A 23,713-nucleotide genomic window follows, 5' to 3' on the forward strand; every position below is an offset into this window, starting at 1 on the left:
GCTTCGATAATGAACAAATAACTCTATTTTTCTAATTTTAAATTCAATAAAAGTTATCAAAATAAAAATAATAATTACTCTTAATAGTAAAATTGTTGTAAATTCCTATTTAATATGATACAATTTTTCATTCTAGCTATTAATGTAAGGATAAATTATGAAACTTAAATGGATAGAAATAATAGAGTTTGCAAAAGAATTTAGAAAAGAGTTACATAAAAATCCTGAGCTAACTTGGGAAGAAGTAGATACTGCAAAAGCTATCAGAGCAGCACTAAAAGCCCATTATACCCCCTACAAAGAGTTTGCCAATACAGGAACTGTTGTTACCCTTGCACCAAATGCAAAAGGTACTCATATTGCACTAAGAGGCGATATCGATGCTTTACAAATAGATGAACAAACAACAGTTCCATATAAATCACAAAAACCAAATTGCATGCATGCATGTGGCCATGATGGTCATACAGCAACACTTTTAGCAACTGCAATTTGGTTAAAGCAACATGAAGAACAGCTTCCAGGTCCTGTTTCTTTGGTTTTTCAGCCTGCTGAAGAAGGTGGACATGGAGCAAAAAAAATGCTTGAAGAAGAGGCATTAAAAGATGTTGAGTTCATCTATGGATGGCATAATTGGCCAGCAATAAAATTTGGTCAAGCAGTGTGCCCAGATGGAGTAGTAATGGCAGGTAATGGAACTTTTCATATTGATATAAATGGTCAAGGAGGTCACTCTTCTCAACCTGAAATTTCAAAAGATCCTGTACTTGCTGCTAGTGCTATTACTATGGCATTACAACAAATAGTAAGTAGAAGAATAGCTCCTCAAAAAGCAGGTGTAGTTTCAGTTACTTCAATTGATGCAAGAAGTGGTCTTACAACAATTCCATCTATTGCAAAGATTGAGGGAAGTATTAGAATACCAGATTTAAAAACAAGAGATGAAGTAGCACAATCAATTAAAGAAATTGCTGAAAATACAGCAAAAGCTTATAATACAGAAGCAGTTGTAGAGTTTAGAAATAGATATTCTCCTACAATAAATCATGAAAATGCAGCTTCAAATATGAGAAATAAATTAGAAGAAGTATTAGGAAAAGATTATAAAAGTGATATTGCTACACCAATTATGGCATCTGAAGATTTTAGTTATTATTTACAAGAAATACCAGGTGCATTTGCATTAATTGGAAGTAATGATGGTCAAGAAAAACATACTAAGCCTTGTCATAATGCATATTATGATTTTAATGATGAGCTTATTGAACCTGTTTGTAAAGTATTTACAAAACTTGCAAACTTAGAATGTGAATTTATATAAATAAGGAGTTTAAAATGTTAGCTAATGATAAAACAATTTTTGAAACATATGAATCTGAAATTAGAGCATATTGTAGAGCAGTACCTACTGTATTTAAAGCTTCAACAAATGCAACAATGATTGATGAAGACAATAAAGAGTTTATAGATTTTTTTGGTGGTGCTGGAGTTTTAAACTTTGGACACAATAACCCAAAAATGAAAGAAGCATTAATAGAGTTTATACAAAGAGATGGCGTTGCTCATTCATTAGATATGTTTACTGATGTAAAAAGAGATTTTATTAAAACATTTGTAGATACAGTTTTAAAACCAAGAGGATGGGAAGATAGAAAGCTTCAATTTACAGGACCTACTGGAACAAATGCTGTAGAAGCAGCATTAAAGCTAGCTAGAAAAATTACAGGAAGAACAGAAGTAGTTGCTTTTAATAGAGGTTTTCATGGTATGACTTTAGCAGCATTAGCTTGCACTGCAAATAATGCTTTTAGAAGTAGTTCAGGAGTTCCTTTAAACCATGTGATTAGAGATACATTTAATGATATGGATGCTTTAGAAAACCTAAGACAAAAAATGTTTGATTTAGCTTCTGGTATGCTTCCTCCTGCTGCATTTATAGTTGAACCTGTTCAAGCAGAAGGTGGTGTTAGAATTGCCACTAAACAGTGGCTTCAAGGAGTTCAACAACTTGCAAAAGATACAGGTGCACTTTTTATTTTAGATAGTATTCAATGCGGTTGTGGAAGATGTGGAAGTTACTTTAGTTTTGATGATTTAGATGTTGATCCTGATATTATAATTTTAGCAAAAGGATTAGGAGGTTTTGGTACTCCAATTGGAATGTTAGTAAATAAACCAGAAGTTGATAAAGCATGGAGTCCAGGTCAACACACAGGAACTTTTAGAGGACAAGGTTTCTCTTTTGTTGCAGGGAAAATTGGACTTGAATATTTTAAAAATGAACAATTCAATGAAGAAACAAAAAGAAAAGGTGATATAGTAAGAAAAGTTTTAGATAAACTAAATTCAAAATATGAAAAAGTAGTTGATGTAAGACAAAAAGGTTTGATGTTAGCAATTGAGTTTGATAGTGCAGCAACAGTAAAAGAAATTACAGCAAAAACATATGAAAATGGTCTGATTATAGGAGCTTGCTCTACAGGTGAAATTATTAAGTTTATTCCTCCTTTAACTATTACAGATGAAGAATTAAATAAAGGTTTAGAAAGATTCACTGCTTCTGTTGAAGCAATTTTATCATAAGGGGAAATATTATGGGATATAGTACAACACACTTTAAATCAATAAATCCATATACACAAGAAGATGTATATGAAGTTAAAATGCATGATACGCAAGAAACTAGAGAAATTTTACAAAATGCTCAAGAAGCATTTTGTAATGAGTGGCAAGATACAACCTATGAGCAAAGAGCAAAGCTTTTAAATGCTGTTGCAAAACAGATGAAAGATAATCTTGATTATTATGCCTTACCTATGACAGAAGAGATGGGAAAGCCAATAAATGAAGCAAGAGGAGAAGTAAATAAAGCTGCTCTAGCAGCAGAACACTATGCAGAATTTGGAGAAGATTATTTAAAAACTGAATATTTAGAATCTGATGCTACTGAAAGTTATGTTCAATATTTACCTTTAGGTGTAACTTTAGGTATTTTACCTTGGAATGCACCATTTTGGTTAGCTTTTAGATATTTAGCACCAGCTCTTATGTCTGGAAATACTTGTATTATGAAACATGATTCGCATACTCCTTTATGTGCAATAAGAATAATTGAAGCTTTTCAAAAAGCCGGTTTTCCTAAAAATGTAGTTCAAAATTTAGTTGTAGGACACTCTAGTTTAGAAACAATAATTAGAAATCCTATTGTAAAAGGTATTTCTTTAACTGGTTCATCAAAAGCAGGTACTTCTGTGGGTGCAATTGCTGGTAGTGAGATTAAACCTGTTGTTTTAGAATTAGGAGGAAGTGATCCTGCTATTATTTTAAAAGATACACAAGATTTAGAAAAAGCTGCTGATATTATTACTCTTTCAAGATATATAAATGCAGGACAATCTTGTATAGCAGCTAAAAGAATTATTGTAGAAGAACCAATATATGAAAAATTTATTGAATTACTTAAACAAAGATTTGAAAAATTGAAACTAGGTGATCCAAAAGATGAAACAACGACAATAGGTCCAATTGCAAGAAAAGAGTTAGTAGACCAAATGCATGAACAAGTAGATAAGTCAGTTGCAGCAGGTGCAAGATTGATACTTGGGGGACAAAGATATGAAGGAAAAGGTTTTTTCTTTCCCCTTACAATTCTTGCAGATGTTGAACCTGGAATGGTAGTATCTTGCCAAGAAACATTTGGACCTATTGCAGCAATTATTAAAGCAAAAGATGAAAAAGAAGCTATAAAAGTAGCAAATAATACTGAATATGGTCTTGGTGGTTCAATTTGGACAGGTGACACTCAAAAAGGAAAAGAGTTAGCAAAAAAAATTGTTACAGGACAAGTTTCTATAAATGGCATTGTAAAATCTGATCCAAGACTTCCAAGTGGAGGAGTTAAAAAATCAGGAATTGGTAAAGAGTTGGGACCACATGGTATAAAAATGTTTGTAAACACACAACAAGTTTGGGTAGGTCCAGCTAAAGGGTAGTTTACTTCTTATTAAGGAGCAAAAATGAAATTAGCTTTTCCTAAAGCAGAATATGTAAAAAGAGTAAAAAAAGTACAAAGAGAAATGCGAAGAAAAGGCATTGATGTACTTCTTGCAACTGATCCTGGAAATATGAATTGGTTAACAGGATATGATGGTTGGTCATTTTATGTGCATCAAGGGGTAATTGTATCTTTAGATGAAGAAGAACCTATTTGGTTTGGAAGAGCTATGGATAGAAGCGCAGCACTTCTTAGATGTTATATGAAAGATGATAAATTAGTTGCTTATCCTGAAGAGTATGTTCAAAATCTCCATAAACATCCAATGGAATGGCTAGCAAAGAATATCTTCTTTGCTAGAGGTTGGCATGATGCAACAATTGCAACAGAGATGGATAATTATTACTATTCTGCACAAGCCCATTTAAGTTTAGTATCAAATCTTTGGAAAGCAAGATTTGTAGATAGCCAAAACCTTGTAAACTGGGCTAGATGTATAAAATCTGAAAAAGAGATTGAGTATATGAAAATTGCAGGAAGAATTACATCTAAAATTCATCAAAGAATACTAGATGTGGCAAGGGTTGGAATACCAAAAAGTTTTGTTGTTGCACAAATATATGAAACAGCAATTGAAGGGGTTGATGGATATAGTGGTGATTACCCTTCAATTGTTCCTTTACTTCCCTCAGGAAAAGAAGCTTCAGCTTCTCATATCACTTGGGATAATAAACCCTTTAAATCAAATGAGGGAACATTTTTTGAAGTTTCAGGGTGTTATAAAAGATATCATTGCCCAATGTCAAGAACAGTTTATATGGGAAAACCATCTGAAAGGTTTTTAAATGCTGAAAAGGCATTACTTGAAGCAATTGATACAGGACTTGAACAAGCAAAACCAGGTAATAAAGCAAGTGACATTGCAAAAGCACTTGATAATGTAATGCTTAAATATGGCATAGATAGACATGGCGCTAGATGTGGATATCCAATAGGTGTTAGTTATCCTCCTGATTGGGGTGAGAGAACATTTAGTATTAGAGCTTCTGATAATACAATACTTAAAGCAGGAATGACTTTTCACTTTATGCCAGGTATTTGGCAAGATGATTGGGGAATAGAGATAACTGAAAGTATTTTAATTACAGATACTGGATATGAATCACTTTGTGATTATCCAAGAAAACTATTTTTTAAATAAAATTTATTTAAAAATTTCTTGCCAAGAGTATATTTTTTTAATTGCTCTTGGCTCTATTACAAATGAAATAATTGATACTATTAAAAATGATACTATAAATAAAGATATAATTTTTATTATTAATTTCATGTTACTCCTTAGTTTATTTTCTATATTAAATTATAAAAATACTTATAAAATGTACAAATTTATAAACTTACATTTTTTATATATTTAGTTTCATCTTTCTTTGGTATAATAAAGGCTTTATTTTTTACAAACCTATTAAAAAACGGATTATTATTTATGAAAGATTCAATTAAAATTTACAACGCAAAAGAAAACAACTTAAAAAATATAAATTTGGAAATTCCCAAAAATAAGCTTATAGTTTTTACTGGACTTTCTGGTTCAGGAAAGTCCACATTAGCCTTTGATACTCTTTATGCTGAGGGTCAAAGAAGATATATAGAATCTTTGTCTGCATATGCAAGACAATTTTTAGATAAAGTTGGAAAACCTGATGTTGAAAGAATTGAGGGTTTAACTCCTGCAATTGCCATTGATCAAAAAACTACATCAAAAAATCCTCGTTCTACAGTAGGAACGATTACAGAAGTTTACGATTATTTTAGACTTTTATACGCAAGGGTTGGAAAACAACATTGCCATAAATGTGGACAACCAATTTCTCAAATGAGCTCTTCTGATGTTATTGAGCAAGTTTTATCTTTACCAAATAGTGCAAAAATCATAATTCTTGCACCATTAATCAACAGAAAAAAAGGAACTTTTGCAGATCTTTTAGAATCACTTAGAAATAAAGGTTATGTAAGAGCTATGATTGATGGTGTGATGGTAAGGCTAGATGAAGAAATAGAGCTTGAAAAAAACAAAATGCACACTATTAAAATAGTAATAGATAGAGTTGTTATAAAAGAAGAAAATCGAGATAGAATTGCTCAAGATGTTGAAAAAGCTTTAAAAGAGAGTTTTGGAGAACTTGAAATTGAGATATTAAATCATAAAGATTTAGATTGTGAAAAACATGTTCACTATTCTGAGCATATGGCTTGTTTTGACTGTAAAATATCTTTTGAACCATTAGAGCCGTTAAGTTTTTCTTTTAACTCACCAAAAGGTGCATGTTCTTCTTGTGATGGATTAGGTATTAGATATTCACTTGATATGAAAAAAATCATAGATGAAGATTTAACTTTAAAAGATGGAGCTATTAAAATCATATATGGCTTTAACAAAGGTTACTATTTTAAAATGCTAACAGCATTTTGTGAAGCTGCTAATATTGATATGAATAAAACTTTTAGTGAACTAAAAGACCATGAACAAAAAGCTATTTTACATGGTGGTGTTGATGAAGCTGTTTTTACATGGAAAAGACACAAGCTAAAAAGAAAATGGGAAGGTATTGTAACTATTGCATATAATATGGTAAAAGATGAAAAAGACATGGCAGATTATATGACTGAAAAAACTTGTGATTCATGCAATGGTAATAGATTAAAACCATCTTCACAAAGTGTATATGTTGCAAATAAAACAATCTCTGATATTATAAATTTACCTATTGAAGATGCACACACATTTTTTCAAGATGATAAAAACTTTGAATACTTTAATGAACAAAATAGAATGATTTCAGCTCCAATATTAAAAGAGATAAAAGAGAGAGTTTTCTTTTTAAATGATGTGGGTCTTGGTTATATTACTTTAGGAAGAGATGCAAGAACAATCTCAGGAGGTGAAGCTCAAAGAATTAGAGTTGCAAGTCAAATAGGTTCTGGACTTACAGGTGTTATGTATGTACTTGATGAACCATCAATTGGTCTTCATGAAAGAGATACAAATAAACTTATCAAAACATTAAAAGCTTTACAAGAAAAAGGCAATACTGTAATAGTTGTAGAACATGATAAAGAGACAATTAAAGAAGCAGATTTTATTGTTGACATTGGTCCAAATGCTGGTAAATATGGTGGTGAAATAGTTTTTGCAGGTACTTTAAAACAAATGCTTAAAGCTAATACTTTAACATCAAAATTTGTTTCAGGTAAAAAACAGATTGCTTATGTGCACAATAGACCACAAGAAAAATTTATTGAAATTAAAAATGTAAATATTAATAATATTAAGAATCTTGATGTTCAATTGCCATTGAAAAATTTAGTATCAATAACAGGTGTTAGTGGGAGTGGAAAATCATCTTTAATACTACAAACACTTCTACCTGTTGCAAAAGAACTTTTAAATCATGCAAAAAAAGTTAAAAAAGTTGATGGAGTTGAAATAAATGGCTTGGAAAATTTAGATAAAGTAATTTATCTTGATCAAAGTCCAATTGGTAGAACTCCAAGAAGTAACCCTGCAACTTATACAGGTTTAATGGATGAGATTAGAACACTATTTTCTAAAACTAAAGAGGCTAGTTTAAGAGGCTATAAAATAGGAAGATTTTCATTTAATGTAAAAGGTGGAAGATGTGAAAAATGCCAAGGTGAAGGTGAAATAAAAATTGAAATGCACTTCTTGCCTGATATTATGGTTAAATGTGATGAATGTCATGGACAAAGATACAATAGACAAACTTTAGAAATATTATATAAATCAAAAAGTATTGCTGATGTATTAAGTATGAGTGTAGATGAAGCTTTAGAGTTCTTTGCAAAAGTTCCAAAGATTCATGCAAAATTAAAAACTTTAAGTGATGTGGGACTTGGTTATATTACTCTTGGACAAAATGCAGTTACATTAAGTGGTGGGGAAGCACAAAGAATAAAATTAAGTAAAGAATTAAGCAAAAAAGATACAGGAAATACTTTATATATTTTAGATGAACCAACAACTGGATTACACTTTGCAGATGTAGATAGACTAACAAAAGTTTTACATCATCTTGTAGAAGTTGGGAATTCAGTTTTAGTGATTGAGCATAATCTTGATATTATTAAAAACTCTGATTGGGTTATTGATATTGGTCCAGAAGGTGGAAGTAAAGGTGGCAAAATAGTAGCTCAAGGAACACCTGAAGAGTTAGCAAAAACTCATAAAAAAACAAAATCTTATACAGGTTATTATTTAGAAAAAGAACTAAATGAACAGCAAAAAACCAATTGATAATTTTATAGAGGCTTTACAAGAACACAAATTTGTAGAGGCTCATGAAATACTTGAAGATGACTGGAAAACTTTTAAAAAACAAGGTTTAAAACTTGAAGCAAAAGCCATACAAGGTTTGATTAATGGAGCAACAGCACTTGCCTTATACCATATCAAAAAAAGACCTGATAGCTTTAAAAAAGTATGGCCAGTATATTTAAAATATAAACCTTTATTAACTAATGCAAAAATAAATAATAAAAATCGATTCTTTTATGCTTGTAAAATTCTTGAAGAAAAAAAAGAAGAATTGACAGAATAGCTTTATATTAACTTAAATTACAAAATTAACTTAAGAATATTGCACCATATAAGTTTATACTAAAAGCAATAAATATATAATTCTCTATAATTTATTGAAATAAAGGAAACATTATTATGTCACAAACCAAAAAGAGTATCTTTTCTAATATAGGTATTCAAATTATAATTGCAATGGTTTTAGGGACTATTGTAGGTGTTATTATGAAACACGATGCAGTAGTATTTGCACCTCTTGGAACAATTTTTATTCACTTAATTAAAATGTTAGTTATTCCATTGATTGCTATTTCTATTATAAGTGGAGCTGCAAGTATTGGTGGAACTAAATCAGCTGGGAAAATAGGAGCATTAACTTTTGCATTTTTCTTAATTACTTCAGGATTTGCAGTTGCGTTAGCTTTAACAATGGGAGAATACTTTACACCTGGAATTGGAGTTGATTTAAGTAGTGTTGAGGGAATGTTCTCAAATGAATATGCATCAAAAGGTGAACTTCCAGGTTTTTTTGAAACTATTACAGGTATTATTCCTACAAATATTTTTGTATCACTAAACAATGCAAATATTTTACAAATACTATTTTTCTGTCTATTTTTAGGAATTGCTATTTCAAAACTAGAAAAAAAGAAATCAGAGTCATTACTTGGTGGGATTAATGCACTTGTAGAAGCTTTTATTTGGATGATTCATGTAGTAATGAAATTTGCACCTATTGGTGTATTTGGTCTTATGGCAGATGCTATAGGTACATTTGGATTTGACGTATTGCAACTAATTACAAATTTAGTTCTAGTTTATTTTGCGGCAATTTTAATTTTTGGTTTTATTTTCTTTCCTTTATTAATTAAACTATTTTCAACAATGAGTGTTAGAAAATTTATAAGTGCAATGAAAAAACCTCAAACAGTTGCCTTATCTACAGCCTCATCAATGGGAACACTTCCTGTTACAATGGAAGTTTGTGAAGAAGAATTAAAAATTTCTAAAAGTACATCATCATTTGTTTTACCATTGGGTGCTACTATTAATATGAGTGGTAATGCAATTTATTATGGTCTTGTAGCAATATTTTTTGCACAAATATTTAATGTAGATTTAGGATTTACAGAATATGCAGCAATTATACTTACTGCAACTATTGGAGCAATTGGACAAGCAGGAGTTCCTGGACCTTCATTTTTAGTTGTTGCAGTGCTTATTGCAGCTGGAATACCAATTGAAGGATTACCTTTACTTTTTGCACTTGATAGAATATTTGATATGACAAGAACAGCATTAAATATTACAGGTGATGCAGCTTGTGCAGTTATAGTAGATGAATATACACAAAATGAAATAAATAAAACTAGTAATGCCTAAGAAAAATTAGCAGCTTCTTGCTGCTGGTTTTTCAATAAAAATGCTTTTAATCTCATCATCTCATCTGTTGGGTATTGACTTTCTGAATCACCTCTTTGTACTTTTACATAAAAATCTTTTGAGTTACGGTTATAACCAAAGTTTAAATTTGTTAAGTTATACTCAATAAGATCTGAAATTTTAGAATCAGATGTTTTATTTGTTTGTTTAGTTTCATCAAGTTTTAAAAACTCTTCTTTTACTTTTGAAGACTCTTTCCCCTCAATTACTTGAGAAATAGAGTTTGAAGGTTGTACCTTTTGTATTTGAAGTGATTGGTCATTACTGTAAGATTCAAGTTTAGGAATTAGTCCATACTCCATAGCAACCTCCTTTTTAAAGTTATCACTTTGAATGTATTACTTATTATATATAAAAAAATAAACTTTTGTCAAATATTTTTTAAATAAAGTTAAATTTTGCTATGATACGTTGTATTTTTTTCAAAATAGTATGATTTATTACTATTTAATTTAAGGAGAAATTAATTGGAAGACAGTTCCCAGAGGTGCAAGATTATTACAGGTGATATAAAATGGAAATATTAATACTTCTATTTTTTATTGTAATAGGCACATCGTTTTTATGTTCAGTTTTAGAATCAGTAATTCTATCAACAACAGTTTCATATGTTTCAGTAATAGAAAATAAAAATCCTACTGCTGGAAAATTACTAAAAAAATTAAAATCAGAAATAGATATAACTATTGCATCAATTTTAATTATTAACACAATTGCAAATACATTAGGTGCAACAGCTATTGGTGTTCAAGCACAAAATGTATTTAGTGGTGATAAAACTTTAGTAATGATTATTTCTATAATTTTGACTTTTATGATTCTGTTTTTTGCAGAAATTATTCCTAAAACAATTGGTGCAGTTTATTGGAAAGAACTAGCAGCAGTAGCAGCAAGAATAATCAACGTTTTTGTATTTATTACTTATCCTATAATAATAATAACACAATTTGTAACAAAAAAGATATCTAAAAACTCTTCAAATAATGATTCTTTTTCAAGAGAAGAGTTAATTCACTCTACACTTTTAAGTGAAGAAGAGGGAGTAATTGGGGATTTAGAGTCAGATATCATTGAGAATACATTAACTTTAAATGCAGTAAAAGTAAAAGATATTTTAACTCCAAGATCAGTTATGTATGCGGTTCAAAAAGATTCTTTTATTAAAGACATATTAGAAGATAAAAGAACTTATAAGTTTTCAAGAGTTCCTGTTTATGATGAATCAATTGATAATATTGTTGGTGTTGTATTAACAAAAAAACTTTTTAAACAAGCAATTAAAGATAAAAATGTTCCTATTGAAAGAATTATGACACCAGTTTTTGCTCTAAATGAAAATATTCCAGTAGGAAAAGCATTAAGCAAATTTATACAAAAAAAGGAACATATGTTTATTGTTTTAGATAACTATGACCAAACAGAAGGACTTGTGACTTTAGAAGATTGTATTGAAACACTATTAGGTCTTGAAATAATGGATGAGCTTGATACAACAGCAGATATGAGAAGACTTGCATTAAATAAAATGAAAGCAAAAAGAAAAGAAAGAGGAAAAGAGTAAAATTAAAACTCTTTCTTTTTTATATAAAAAGGTTAGAAAAATATGCTAAATGAATTTATTAACAGTTTCAAATCCATAATACTTGCAAGCATTGATGAAAATGACTTTCCATTTAATAGTTATGCACCATTTATTAAATATAATAATCGATATTATGTCTATTTAAGTGATATGGCAAAACATGCAAGAAACTTAAAATCAAATCCTAAAGTATCAATATTTTTTATAGAAGATGAAAATAATTGTGAAAATATTTTTGCAAGAAAAAGAGTAATTTTTCAAGCAAATAGCACAATAATAAAAAGAGATTCAGATAAATTTGAATCAATACTAGATAAGTTTGAAAATTTAGATAAAAAAACAGTCAAAATGACAAGAAAAATGAGTGATTTTAATCTATTTGAATTAGAAGTAAATTATGGTGAAGCTGTATTTGGTTTTGGTAGAGCTTATAATATTGGTGGCAAAAATTTCGATGAACTAATTCAAAGAGAAAATCAAAAAGCCCACACAAGTAAATAATAGTTTTAACTTATATATAAGATATTATTAATTATAATAATTCTTAATACTTATACATAAGGAATAATTATGAAAAAACTACTTGCAATTTCTACTCTTGGTTTGTTTTTAAGTACTTCTGCATTTGCAAATAGTGCAAAAGGATTAAATGTTTTAGTTACATCAGATGATGCTCAAACACAAATGATGTCAATGGTTCTATCAATGATGACTTTAAAACAAAATAAAAAAGTAAATATGGTACTTTGTTCAAAAGCTGGTGATTTAGCACTTAAAAATAGTAAAAGTGAAGTTTTAAAGCCAATGGATAAATCTCCAAAAATGATGCTAAAAGCAATAATAAATAAAGGTGCAAGTGTTAAAGTTTGTCCTTTATACTTACCAAATAAAAATCTTCAAAAAACTGATTTAATGTCAAATATAACTGTTGCTAAACCAATGGATGTTTCAAAAGATTTATTAAATAATGACTATAAAAATTTGAGTTATTAAAAAACTAGCCCTAAGGGGCTAGTCTATCAATTTGCCAAGTGTTATTATCTTGTAAAGTATATTGAAATCTATCATGCAATCTATGTTTTGCACCTTGCCAAAATTCAATTTTTTCAGGCTTTACTATATAACCTCCCCAAAAAGAAGGAAAGGGAATTTCACCTTTTACAAATTTACTTTTTATTTCATTGAATTTTGCTTCTAAAACTGATCTTGAACTAACAACTTGACTTTGTTGTGAAACCCAAGCACCTATTTGGCTTCCTTTTGGTCTTGATAAAAAATATTTCAATGATTTTGATGAAGATATTTTTTCAGCCCTACCCTCAACTTTTATTTGTCTTTCTAAACCAAGCCATGCAAAATGAAGTGCAACTTTTGAGTTTTCTTCCATCTGTTTTGACTTTACACTTTCATAATTTGAAAAGAAAACAAAACCAGTTTCATCAAAAAACTTTAATAATACAGTTCTTATTGAGGGCATCATATCTTTACCTACTGTTGCTAAAGTCATTGCATTTGGTTCTATTAAATCTGCACTCATTGCTTGTTCAAACCATTTTTCAAACTGTTTTATAGGATTTTGATCTAAATCCTTTCTTCTTAAGCCATTATTTACGTACTCTTCTCTCATAGAACTTAAGTCCATAAATTTCTCCTAAAGTAATTTTTCTATATCATCTTCTAAACTTTTAGGTGTCGTAGAAGGAGAATATCTATTTATTATATTTCCATTTTTATCAATTAAAAATTTTGTAAAGTTCCATTTTATAGCTTCTGTTCCTAAAAAACCTGAAGCTTTACTTTTTAAAAATTTGTATAAAGGATGAGCTTCATCTCCATTAACATCAATTTTTGAAAACATTGGAAAACTAACATCATAAGTTAAACTACAAAACTCTTTTATCTCTTCATTTGTAGCTGGTTCTTGATTCATAAATTGATTACAAGGAAAACCTAAAACAACAAAATCTTTATCTTTATACTTATCATATAACTTTTCTAAACCTTCATATTGTGAAGTAAATCCACATTTACTAGCTACATTTACTATTAGTAAAACTTTGTTTTTATACTCATTTAAACTAATCTTTTCCCCATCTATCGTCTCAACTTCAATATCATATATAGTTTTCATATTAGCTCCTATTAGTGAACTTACTAATAAAATAGTACTTATTAATAACCTCATATTTTACCTTCTAAAATTTTTTTAGTCACTTCATGCCTAAATTCAAACATTTGCTCCAAATCTTTTTTTACAAAACCATCTAATAAAGAACCTAAAAAACCAAAAGGCAACTCATATCTTACCACATCTTTTAGCAAAACCTTATCATCTTCTTGCTCAAATATATGAGAATGTTCCCAAAACTTAAAAGGTGATTTTATAGCAACATCCATAAACATATTAGGATAATCCATCTTTTCTATTTTTACTACCCAAGTAAAAGGAATGAAGTTTTTAATAGTTTTTATTTTTAAAATTGCACCCTCTTTTGGACTTACATCCTTTGTTAAAAGTTCTGCTTTAATATTTTTAGGAGTGATTTTTATAAGATTATTTGAATCTAAATGAAACTTAAATAACTCTTCTAAACTTGTATTTATATAAGTTTGTTTTGTAAAGGTTTGCATAAATACTCCTTTTATTTTATTATAACCATAAAAAAAGTATTTAGATAGAGTTTTTTTGTTATTTGATTAGTTTATCAAACTTTTTTATCAAGTTATTCATTTGTAACTCATAGGCTAAAGTATATGCACTATTTCCTAAAATATCAACTTGATTAATGTTAGCATTATTATTTATTAAATAGTCAACACAATGTACTTTATTATATAAAACTGCATATATTAATGCAGTTGCATTAATCTCATCTAAATAATTAATATCAACATCACAATTTTTTAAGCATTTTAGCATTTTTACATCATCATTATAAACTGCAAAATGTACTGCATAAAGTGTAGGCGTTACATACATATCAATTCCTTTTGAAATCAATAGTTTAACAGCTTTAAAATTCTTATATTTTATAGCCCAATAAAGTGCATTTCTATCTTTTTTATCTCTTAAATTAATATTAGGATTTAAAGATAATACTGCTTCAATATTTTCATTATAAACAATAGCTTCAAAAAGCATACACCAGCCTTGCGAATCTTGATAATTAATATCTAACCCGCTAAATATTAGCTTTTTAAAAGAGTGACTTTTATCTATTGATTTATCATCTACAAAAATATTTGTACTCATGCTTAACCCTTTTTGTGTTTAGTTATAAAACTTTAGCATATCAAAACTTAAAGTATATTGATAATGGTTATTGATATTATATACTTTTATATAATTATCCTTTCTAGTTTTTTTTACTATAATGTCATCAAAGGAAAATTATTGGAAAATATACTTACGCAAAGAGAGTTTTGTTACAAATGTAATAGACCAAAAACCTCATGTTTATGTCAATACATAAATAGTTTTGATACAAATACAAAATTTATTATTTTAATGCACCCAAAAGAGTACAGAAAAACAAAAAATACAACAGGTAAAATAACTAGCTTACAACTTAATAACTCTAAAATTTATATTGGTATTGATTTTACAAAACATAAAGAAATAAACAACTATATTGATGAATATGAATGCTTTATTTTATATCCTGATGAAAAGTCAATTTTACTAAATACAACAAGCATAAAAAGTAAAAAGAAACAACTTATATTTATTATAGATTCTACATGGGCATGTTCAAAAGCAATTTTAAAAAGAAGTTTAAATTTACAACATTTACCTAAAATAAGTTTTAAAACAACAAAACAATCTGCATATAAATTTAAAACACAACCACAAAACTATTGTCTTTCAACAATTGAATCCACAAAAGAGATTCTTTGCTTATTAAATAAACATAATATTGAAAATATTGATTCAAAATACTTAGATAGTTTTTTAGTACCATTTGAAAAACTAGTTAAGTATCAAATAAGTTGTAGTAAAAAAAGAGACTTAAGAGTTAAAATCTACTCTTAATTCTAATTATAAAATCATCAATCTCTTCTTTCATTGTATTTTTATATCCATTAAAAGATGTATATATAAAAAACATTGATTGTGCCATAAAGAAATAAAAGCCATTTGAATATCCCACATATACATATAAAACATCAGCTATAAAAAATAGTATAAAGGCATATGATCTTCTAATATGACTTCTACTTGATAAAAAGAAATTTCCCATGATTGCCATAGATGCAGCAGTACTATCTAAAATCAATACTTCAAAATCAATTGAAGAGATAGATTGAAAATATAAAATTATTGCAAGTGTTGAAAAATAGATTATTGAAATAGTCATTACTATTTTAAAATCTCTTTTAGGATTTGGTGATTTTTTAATAATTCCTAAAAAGGCTCCAGCATAAAAAAATACTAATTGTATAATCATTGGTACTTTACCTGCAAATAAAAAGAATGCAAATAAAGATAGGTTTGCAGCTAAAAAACTTATAAAAGCTAAGTATAAAGGTCTTTGATTATGTTTAGTGCTAAGTGACATTAAATATGCACCTAAAATAGAAAAAATAGCACCAAAAGCTTCAAGTAATAACATAAAATCTCCAAATTTTTTCGCTATTATATTAGCTTTTAATAAAAAAAGAATAAAAGAAGTTCTTATTATATAAGAATTACAAACTTACTAAATATTTCTCTTCTAGTTTCTTACTTAAATTATTTATATTTTTTATAAGAAGTCTATGTTCAGGTAATAAAATTTTAGAGATAAATCTTGTCTCTTTATTAGTAAATCCTTCAGGATCTTTATCTTCAATAGATAATTTCTCTTTTGAATAAGATACTCTTTTTAATTTATGATTTGTCTGTCTTAAATAGTAAACAATTTCAAACTTTTTTTGATTTATTTTTTCTATTGTTACAATCACTTTATTATCTTTAACATCACCTTCATAAGGAACAAGTTGTTTAAAATCTTTTATTGTAATAAAACCTATATAAAGTTTAGTAAATATATCAAAATACAAAGATAATTTTTTACATTTAAAAAAGCTCAAATCAACAGCATGAGTTTGGTGAGCCCTACTTTTATGCAAAATCCACTCTAGCGTTTCAAAGTAAGAAAATTTTTTATACCTTACATTTAAAGCTTCAATAAACTTTTTATCTTTATACTCTATTAAACTCTCTTTTTTAACTTTATTTAATATAAGCTCTTTTAAAATCTGTTCATCATCAAACTCTTTAGTAATCCAAATTGTACAATAATCTGGAAATCTACTAAGACCTATAGAACCTTGTGTTAAAACAATAAGTGCCTTAATCTCAAAACTTGGAAATAGTAATTTTAATAAAGCAAATTTTTTAAATAATCTTTTATTTAAACCCGAAGTTTTTTTTGATTTACTCATTTCTACAAAATATATACTATCTTTTGTAAAAAACAATGCATCAAATTCGCTAATATCTTTATAAACTGATTTATAAACAATTTGAGCACCTTTATCTATTAAAAGTCCATTTTTTTTAAATATATTATTTTTATTTTGATGAGGACCTTTTAAAACAAAACGCTTTATTTCATCATTGTTTTGTGCAAATCTTAATAAATGTTCATAAATAATATTTTCAAATACTTCACCTTTGAAACTATGATAAGTAGGACTCTCTTTTGATTCCTCTTTTAAAGTTCCATCTTTTGTATAAAGATTTTTCAAATATTTATTATCATATTTATAATGAAAAAGATTGCTTCTTATATTTGTTAAATCTAAGTTTTTTATTTCGTCTGTAATTTTAAATTCTTGCAAGTTATTAGTTTTGTATCATTTGATACTTTTCCCTCATATTTATTTATAAGATTATACCTAAAGGGAAATTTATTGTAAAGAAAATAGTAGTTAATTGTTAAAAAAGAGGAGAATAACCCCTTTTTTAAACAATTTTAGAAAGCTTCTATAATTGAACCTTCATATTTTGTTCTAATAAAGTTTTTAATCTCTTCAGAAGTTATTGCTTTATTTAAAGCTTTAATATACTCTTTATTTTCATTACCTGCTTTAATAGTTACAATATTTGCATAAGGAGAATCTTTTGATTCAATTGCTAAAGCATCTTTTAATGGATTAAGATTTGATAATAAAGCATAGTTTGTATTAATAACTGCTGCTGTAACTTCATCTAAAACTCTTGGTAATTGAGGAGCATCTAACTCTTCAATTTTAAGATTTTTTGGATTATCTAAAATATCTTTTGCAGTTTTTAATTCTACATCATTAAATGTTAATAAACCTTCTCTTTGTAAAATATCTAGAGCTCTACTCTCATTTGTTGGATCATTTGGTACAGCTATTGTATCACCCTCTTTAATCTCTTTTAATGATTTTATTTTGTTTGAATAGATTCCCATTGGCTCTAAGTGAACATTTACAGTTTTAACTAAGTGAGTATTTTTATTTTTATTAAATTCATCCATATATGGTAAATGTTGGAAAAAGTTAGCATCTAACTCACCCTCTTCAACTGCAATATTTGGAGTAACATAATCAGTAAACTCAACAATTTCTAGTGTGTAACCATCTTTTGCTAAGATTTTTTTTACTTCTTGTAAAATCTCTGCATGAGGAATTGGAGTAGCTCCAACTTTTATAACTTTCTTCTCTTGAACTTTTTGTTCTTGCTTATCATTATTATCTGAACAAGCACCTAAAAACAATGCAACTAGTGCAACTAAAACAACTTTAAAAAAATTATTCATTTATTTCCTTCCTTTATTTTTTTGTAATTTTATATAAATAATCACCTAAACTTTGAAATATCTGTACTATTATGATTAAAACCAATACAGTATACATCATAATGTCAGTTTGGAATCTATAGTAACCATATTTGATTGCTACATCACCAAGTCCTCCGCCTCCAACAGCCCCAGCCATTGCAGAAAACCCAACAACAGTAATTAAAGTTAAAGTAATGGCTGAAATAATACCAGGCAATGCTTCAACTAACATTATTCTAAAAATTATCTGGAAATTTCCAGCTCCAAATGATTTTGCAGCTTCAATAACACCTTGATCAACCTCTTTTAAAGCACTCTCAATTAATCTTGCAATAAAAGGAGCAGCTCCTATTGTAAGTGGAACTATAGCAGCAGTTGTTCCAATACTTTTTCCAACTATCATTTTTGTCACAGGGAATAATACAATCATTAAAATAATAAAAGGAAAAGATCTTAAAGTATTTATAACTACATCTAAAACTCTATATAGTTGTATATTCTCCATCAATCCATCTTTTTGTGTAAGTATTAAAACAATAGCTGTAAAAAAACCTATAATAACAGCAATTGAAGTAGAAACTACACTCATATATATAGTTTCCCAAATTGCTGGCAATAAAATATCTATCATTTTAATACCTCCCAAGTAATTTGTCTATTTTCTAAATATTTGCAAACCTCATCTTTTTGCTCTTCTTGAATATTTATAACCATATTTCCAATAATATGAGTGTTTATCTCTTCAAGTTTCCCCCAAACAATATTAAAGTCCATATTTAACTCTCTTGCCATTGAAGTAATAAGTGATTGATGTGCATTATCTTTTGGAAAGTATATTTTTATATTTACTCCCTCTTGTGGTACTACTTCATCCTCACCTAAAAATCTTTTCATTTTTGCATCAGGTTGCAAAAACAGATCTTCTGTTACATCTAAACCTATTATATTTCCATACTCTAAAAGTAAAGCTTTCTGTGCTATTTGTTTTACTACTTCCATTTCATGAGTTACTAAAATAATAGTAATATTTAATTCTGCATTAATTTTTTTTAAAAGATTTAAAATTGATGTTGTAGTATTTGGATCAAGAGCAGAAGTTGCTTCATCACTTAATAAAATATCAGGATCAAGTGTTAATGCCCTTGCAATTGCAACTCTTTGTTTTTGTCCACCACTTAGTTCTTTTGGATAAGACTTAGCTTTATTAGAAAGTCCAACAAGATGCAATAAATCATCAACTTTCTTCTTTATTTCACTCTCTTTATATCCCCAAATTTCCATAGGTAAAGAGACATTTTCATAAACTGTTTTCCTTTGAAGAAGTGAAAAATGTTGAAAAATCATTCCAATTTTTTTTCTAAACTCATTTAACACACTACCCTTTAATGTTTTTACTTCTTTATTATTTACTATAAGTGAACCATCATGATAACCTTCAAGTCCATTAATACATCTTAAAAGTGTAGATTTTCCAGCACCACTATGCCCTACAATAGCAAAAATATCACCTTTTTCAATAGTAAGGTTAATATCATTTAGTACTTTCATCTGCCCATAATATTTATTTAAATTTTTAATTTCAACCAAAGTAAACCTTATTGTATTTTTAACCGTGTATAATATAAAAATAGTACTAATAAATCTATTAAATCATACGATTTAACACGCAAAAAGGCTTTTTGCCCTTTTGTTTTAATCTTCTAACTGTTTTTTCAATTTTTTTATATTTAAAAGCATTGAAATAGAAACAACTAATGCGATACAAAAAAAGCCTGAAAATACATATAATGTTTGAGAATAACTTCCTGTTACATCTTTTACATTTGAAATAATTAAAGGTCCTACAAGTCCAGCTGCTGCCCAAGCAGTTAAAATATACCCATGAATAGCACCTAACTCTTTTGTTCCAAAAATATCTCCAATATAAGCAGGAATTGAAGCAAATCCACCACCATAACAAGACATTATAAAATATAAGACAATTTGAAATAGTATAAGCTCACTAATATTTGGTAAGGCATAAAAAGCAACTGTTTGTGTTGCAAAAAATATTATATAAACAATAGGTCTTGTTAAAAAATCAGAAATACTAGCCCAAAAAATTCTTCCAAGTCCATTAAAGACACCCATTAATCCAACTGCAGCAGCAGCTGCAAGAGCCGTAATACCCATAACTTCTTCAAGAAGAGGAGAAGCAACTCCAATTATTGCAATTCCACATGTTACATTTATAAATAACATAATCCATAGACCATAAAACCTAGGTGTTTTTATAGCTTCATTTAAGCCCATACTAGATAAATCTTTTTTGATTTTCTTTTTACCCTCTTTGATTTTTTTCTTAAATTTCTTTGGCATATAGCCCTCTTTTGGAGCTTGCAAATACATTGCTGAAATAAACATTACGATAAAATAAACACTTCCTAAAATAAAGAATGTATTTGCAATTCCCACAGAACCAATTAATAACTTTATTGCTGGACCTGAAATAGCTGAAGCAAAACCAAATCCCATAATTGCAAGTCCTGTTGCAAGACCTCTTTTATCAGGAAACCATTTTACTAAAGTTGATACTGGTGAAATATAACCTATTCCTAATCCACATCCACCTAAGACTCCATAAAAGAAATAAAGTAAAAGTTTTGATTCCATTAAAATGGCAAGTCCAGAACCAGCAGTTCCTATACCAAAAGCAAAAGCTGCAATTGTAGCAGATACTCTAGGTCCATTTTTTTCAACAAATTTACCCATAAGTGCAGCAGATAAGCCAAGAAAGAATATAGCAATACTAAAAGCAATTGTTACATCAGTTAAATCCCACTTCATTTGTTCTTGAATAGGATTTACATAAACACTCCAAGCATAAACAGACCCTATACAAATATGCACACCAACAGCAGCAAGAGCCATAAGCCAACGATTTTTTTTCATATATTTCTCCATGATTTTTAAGTAAAATTAGGTGAAAATTTTATCATAAACAAACATAAAACAGTATATATTATAACTTTTGTTAATATATACTCATCAATTAAGTGAAACTATTCCCATAAATGCCTACAATAAAACCAATATTAACGCCTATTGCAATAAGTCTATTATTTTTATATTTTAAACTAGGAGCAATATCTTGAAAAATTAAATACAAAATTCCTCCACTTGCAAAAAGCATTAAAGCAGAAGTTAAAGAAGGTTTATCAGATAAAAAGTAATATCCCAAAAGAGAAAAGACAACTCCAACAAAGCTAAGAAAAAAAAGTATTATCAATGATGTTCTTATTTTAAATTTTGAACTTCTAAGCTCTAAGTATGAATTAAAAGATTCTGGAAAATTTTGTAGTGCAATAAATAAAGCTAAAACCATTCCTAGCTTATAATCATATGCAAATAAAGATCCAAGAGCAATTGATTCTGGAACAAAATCAAGAAGCATTGCCATAATTTGAGCTGTATTTTTAGATTTTTTTTGAATATAAGCATCTAGATAATAAAATATAATTCCACCTAAAAGAATTAAGAAAACAGCAATTAAAACATTTGTCTTTTCTAAACCATGAGGTACTAAAACAAAAGAGATTGCACTAAGCATTATACCTGTTCCAAAAGCTATAAAAAAGTGAATAATTTCTTCTTTTAGCAATCCTTTTTTAAATTTTTTTTCAAAAACAAAGGCAAATAATCCCCCAAAAAAGACTGTAATTCCTGAGAGTAAAGAAAAAATAATAACAGAAGAGATAATACTCATATGCTATAACCTTTAAAATAATTTATTAGATTATAGCATATACTCAAAGAGCTTAATTAAGCCTTTGAAGCGCAACTTGCAGTAAAAAGTACATCAGTTGAAGAGTTTAATGCCGTTTCAAGTGAATCTTGAACCACGCCAATTACAAAACCAATTGCAACTACTTGAAGCGCAATATCATTTGAGATTCCAAAAAGTGAACAAGCAAGTGGTATTAAAAGGAGTGAACCACCAGCAACACCAGAAGCTCCACAAGCAGCTAATGCTGATATAATACTAAGTAAAAGTGCAGTTCCTAAATCAACACTAATTCCTAAAGTATGTACAGTTGCTAAAGTTAAAATAGTAATAGTAACAGCTGCTCCTGCCATATTTGTACTAGCTCCTAAAGGTATAGAAACAGAGTAAGTATTTTCATCAAGATTCAACTTTTTACAAAGATTCATATTTACAGGAATATTAGCAGCACTACTTCTTGTGAAAAATGCAGTTATCGCACTATCTTTTATACAAGTAAAAATTAAAGGGAAAGGATTCTTTTTTATTTTAATAAATACAATTATAGGATTTACTACAAATGCTATAAAAAGCATTGTTCCTACTAATAAAGCTAAGATTTTTCCATAACTAAAAAGTGCATCAAATCCTGTTTTTGCAAAAGTATTTGCAACAAGACCAAAAATACCTAAAGGAGCAAGTTTAATAATAAATTTTACAATTTTTGTAACACCTAAAGATATATCAAAAAATACATTTTTAGTATCTTCACTACTATAGTGCATGGCAAACCCCAATGCAATTGCCCAAACTAAAATACCTATAAAGTTCCCAGTTTGAAGAGCATTTATGGGATTATCTACCATATTAAATAAAACACCTTTTAATACAGATATTACACTATCAGGAGGAGTTAAAGAGCTTTCTTGTGCATCAGGAAGAACCAATTCAATAGGAAATAAAAAACTTGCACTAACAGCAACCAATGCAGCTAAAAAAGTACCTACTAAATATAAAATTATAATTGGTTTTATTTTAGTCTGAACTCCCATCTCTTTTGTAGCAATTGCAGTTGATACTAAAATAAAAACTAATATAGGAGCTATTGCTTTTAATGCTCCAACAAATAAAACTCCAAGAATAGAAACAGCATTTGCTAAATCCTTCGATAAAAAACCAACAACAACACCAAGAACAATACCTATTAAAATTTGCAAGACTAAATTTCCATTGAGATATCTTTGTAGTAAACCATTTTGAGCCATATAAATCCTATCACTATAATTTAATTATTATCTAATTTTAAAATTTAAAAGCAAAAGTATAACAAAATTTTATTTTATTTTAAAACTTTCTGCCATTTTTTGTAAATTTATTTAAATTTTTTCTATCTTAATAGTTTTAAATTGCAACCATTTTGTAATACTTAAATTATAAAATTAAAATAACAAAATAAATTAAGAAAGCAATCCTATAAAGAATAGCTTAAAAAAAGGCAAATAAAAAAAAGGCAATAGTTTATTAACACTGAATTTTAAAAGAACATTGCAAGAGATATTCT

25 protein-coding genes are annotated in these 23,713 nt (G+C 28.2%); 11 read left to right on the forward strand and 14 right to left on the reverse strand.

The features are described 5' to 3' along the window. Nucleotides 1-157: 157 nt before the first annotated feature. From doeB2 to ACTCCZ_RS07850, 4 genes are read left to right on the forward strand one after another with little or no spacing between them, the layout of a single operon-like run. Nucleotides 158-1,321: a N(2)-acetyl-L-2,4-diaminobutanoate deacetylase DoeB2 gene (gene doeB2 / locus ACTCCZ_RS07835; protein ID WP_079579899.1), complete on the forward strand. Its 1,164-nt coding sequence runs from the start codon at nt 158-160 to the stop codon at nt 1,319-1,321. 14 nt (nt 1,322-1,335) lie between these two features. Further along, nucleotides 1,336-2,583, forward strand: coding sequence for a diaminobutyrate--2-oxoglutarate transaminase (locus ACTCCZ_RS07840; RefSeq protein ID WP_079579900.1), 1,248 nt, complete (start codon nt 1,336-1,338; stop codon nt 2,581-2,583). Nucleotides 2,584-2,594: 11 nt separating this feature from the next. Continuing rightward, entirely contained in the window at nt 2,595-3,992 is a 1,398-nt protein-coding gene (locus ACTCCZ_RS07845; RefSeq protein ID WP_079579901.1) for an NAD-dependent succinate-semialdehyde dehydrogenase, read from the forward strand. A 24-nt stretch (nt 3,993-4,016) separates the two neighbouring features. Further along, nucleotides 4,017-5,195 (forward strand): M24 family metallopeptidase, encoded by a 1,179-nt coding sequence (locus ACTCCZ_RS07850; protein WP_079579902.1) that lies wholly within the window; start codon nt 4,017-4,019, stop codon nt 5,193-5,195. Between the two features lie 3 nt (nt 5,196-5,198). Here ACTCCZ_RS07850 and ACTCCZ_RS07855 read toward each other — a convergent pair whose 3' ends face one another. Then, nucleotides 5,199-5,324, reverse strand: coding sequence for a hypothetical protein (locus ACTCCZ_RS07855; RefSeq protein WP_265734244.1), 126 nt, complete (start codon nt 5,322-5,324; stop codon nt 5,199-5,201). A 156-nt stretch (nt 5,325-5,480) separates the two neighbouring features. Between ACTCCZ_RS07855 and uvrA the strand changes: the two genes are divergently transcribed. From uvrA to ACTCCZ_RS07870, 3 genes are all read left to right on the forward strand, one after another. Beyond that, a complete protein-coding gene (gene uvrA, locus ACTCCZ_RS07860; protein ID WP_079579904.1) occupies nt 5,481-8,309 on the forward strand; it encodes an excinuclease ABC subunit UvrA in 2,829 nt (942 codons plus the stop codon). After that, entirely contained in the window at nt 8,287-8,613 is a 327-nt protein-coding gene (locus ACTCCZ_RS07865; protein ID WP_079579905.1) for a DUF309 domain-containing protein, read from the forward strand. Before uvrA ends, ACTCCZ_RS07865 begins: the two co-directional genes overlap by 23 nt. A 116-nt stretch (nt 8,614-8,729) precedes the next feature. After that, the gene (locus tag ACTCCZ_RS07870; protein ID WP_079579906.1) at nt 8,730-9,974 is read left to right on the forward strand and encodes a dicarboxylate/amino acid:cation symporter; all 1,245 of its coding nucleotides are present in this window, start codon (nt 8,730-8,732) and stop codon (nt 9,972-9,974) included. Here the strand turns inward: ACTCCZ_RS07870 and ACTCCZ_RS07875 are convergent. Further along, complete coding sequence (locus tag ACTCCZ_RS07875) at nt 9,971-10,336, reverse strand: hypothetical protein (protein ID WP_079579907.1); 366 nt, start codon at nt 10,334-10,336, stop codon at nt 9,971-9,973. The two genes, ACTCCZ_RS07870 and ACTCCZ_RS07875, sit on opposite strands and share 4 nt — an antisense overlap. Nucleotides 10,337-10,548: 212 nt before the next feature. Here ACTCCZ_RS07875 and ACTCCZ_RS07880 point away from each other — a divergent pair, with 212 nt between their 5' ends. The 3 genes from ACTCCZ_RS07880 to ACTCCZ_RS07890 all read left to right on the forward strand — a co-directional run bounded on the left by ACTCCZ_RS07880 (nt 10,549) and on the right by ACTCCZ_RS07890 (nt 12,609). Next, on the forward strand, nt 10,549-11,595 hold the full coding sequence (locus tag ACTCCZ_RS07880) for a CNNM domain-containing protein (protein WP_079579908.1): 1,047 nt from the start codon (nt 10,549-10,551) through the stop codon (nt 11,593-11,595). A gap of 42 nt (nt 11,596-11,637) precedes the next feature. Next, nucleotides 11,638-12,117, forward strand: coding sequence for a HugZ family pyridoxamine 5'-phosphate oxidase (locus ACTCCZ_RS07885; RefSeq protein ID WP_079579909.1), 480 nt, complete (start codon nt 11,638-11,640; stop codon nt 12,115-12,117). Between the two features lie 69 nt (nt 12,118-12,186). Further along, on the forward strand, nt 12,187-12,609 hold the full coding sequence (locus ACTCCZ_RS07890) for a hypothetical protein (protein ID WP_079579910.1): 423 nt from the start codon (nt 12,187-12,189) through the stop codon (nt 12,607-12,609). Nucleotides 12,610-12,619: 10 nt separating this feature from the next. On the opposite strand, the gene pdxH is transcribed toward ACTCCZ_RS07890, so the two are convergent. From pdxH to ACTCCZ_RS07910, 4 genes are read right to left on the reverse strand one after another with little or no spacing between them, the layout of a single operon-like run. Further along, nucleotides 12,620-13,258, reverse strand: a complete 639-nt coding sequence (gene pdxH, locus ACTCCZ_RS07895) for a pyridoxamine 5'-phosphate oxidase (protein ID WP_079579911.1) — start codon at nt 13,256-13,258, stop codon at nt 12,620-12,622. Between the two features lie 9 nt (nt 13,259-13,267). Then, complete coding sequence (locus tag ACTCCZ_RS07900; protein ID WP_079579925.1) at nt 13,268-13,747, reverse strand: glutathione peroxidase; 480 nt, start codon at nt 13,745-13,747, stop codon at nt 13,268-13,270. 50 nt (nt 13,748-13,797) lie between these two features. Further along, nucleotides 13,798-14,247, reverse strand: a complete 450-nt coding sequence (locus ACTCCZ_RS07905) for an SRPBCC family protein (RefSeq protein ID WP_079579912.1) — start codon at nt 14,245-14,247, stop codon at nt 13,798-13,800. Nucleotides 14,248-14,305: 58 nt separating this feature from the next. Further along, a complete protein-coding gene (locus tag ACTCCZ_RS07910; RefSeq protein ID WP_079579913.1) occupies nt 14,306-14,869 on the reverse strand; it encodes an ankyrin repeat domain-containing protein in 564 nt (187 codons plus the stop codon). A 141-nt stretch (nt 14,870-15,010) separates the two neighbouring features. Between ACTCCZ_RS07910 and ACTCCZ_RS07915 the strand changes: the two genes are divergently transcribed. Then, entirely contained in the window at nt 15,011-15,649 is a 639-nt protein-coding gene (locus ACTCCZ_RS07915) for a tRNA-uridine aminocarboxypropyltransferase (protein ID WP_228145343.1), read from the forward strand. Here ACTCCZ_RS07915 and ACTCCZ_RS07920 read toward each other — a convergent pair. The 8 genes from ACTCCZ_RS07920 to sstT form a co-directional block, all read right to left on the reverse strand. Then, nucleotides 15,633-16,229: a hypothetical protein gene (locus tag ACTCCZ_RS07920; protein WP_079579915.1), complete on the reverse strand. Its 597-nt coding sequence runs from the start codon at nt 16,227-16,229 to the stop codon at nt 15,633-15,635. The two genes, ACTCCZ_RS07915 and ACTCCZ_RS07920, sit on opposite strands and share 17 nt — an antisense overlap. Before the next feature lie 76 nt (nt 16,230-16,305). Continuing rightward, complete coding sequence (locus ACTCCZ_RS07925; RefSeq protein ID WP_079579916.1) at nt 16,306-17,442, reverse strand: hypothetical protein; 1,137 nt, start codon at nt 17,440-17,442, stop codon at nt 16,306-16,308. A gap of 134 nt (nt 17,443-17,576) precedes the next feature. Next, nucleotides 17,577-18,389 (reverse strand): MetQ/NlpA family ABC transporter substrate-binding protein, encoded by an 813-nt coding sequence (locus ACTCCZ_RS07930; RefSeq protein WP_079579917.1) that lies wholly within the window; start codon nt 18,387-18,389, stop codon nt 17,577-17,579. A 13-nt stretch (nt 18,390-18,402) separates the two neighbouring features. Then, the gene (locus tag ACTCCZ_RS07935) at nt 18,403-19,041 is read right to left on the reverse strand and encodes a methionine ABC transporter permease (protein ID WP_079579918.1); all 639 of its coding nucleotides are present in this window, start codon (nt 19,039-19,041) and stop codon (nt 18,403-18,405) included. After that, on the reverse strand, nt 19,038-19,997 hold the full coding sequence (locus tag ACTCCZ_RS07940) for a methionine ABC transporter ATP-binding protein (protein WP_079579919.1): 960 nt from the start codon (nt 19,995-19,997) through the stop codon (nt 19,038-19,040). The genes ACTCCZ_RS07935 and ACTCCZ_RS07940 overlap by 4 nt, the downstream gene beginning before the upstream one ends. A 105-nt stretch (nt 19,998-20,102) precedes the next feature. After that, on the reverse strand, nt 20,103-21,341 hold the full coding sequence (locus tag ACTCCZ_RS07945) for an L-lactate MFS transporter (RefSeq protein WP_079579920.1): 1,239 nt from the start codon (nt 21,339-21,341) through the stop codon (nt 20,103-20,105). Between the two features lie 100 nt (nt 21,342-21,441). Then, nucleotides 21,442-22,155 (reverse strand): ZIP family metal transporter, encoded by a 714-nt coding sequence (locus ACTCCZ_RS07950; RefSeq protein WP_228145344.1) that lies wholly within the window; start codon nt 22,153-22,155, stop codon nt 21,442-21,444. 56 nt (nt 22,156-22,211) lie between these two features. Further along, entirely contained in the window at nt 22,212-23,417 is a 1,206-nt protein-coding gene (gene sstT, locus ACTCCZ_RS07955) for a serine/threonine transporter SstT (RefSeq protein WP_079579921.1), read from the reverse strand. Nucleotides 23,418-23,713 lie beyond the last annotated feature (296 nt).

Source organism: Malaciobacter sp. (assembly GCF_055140965.1).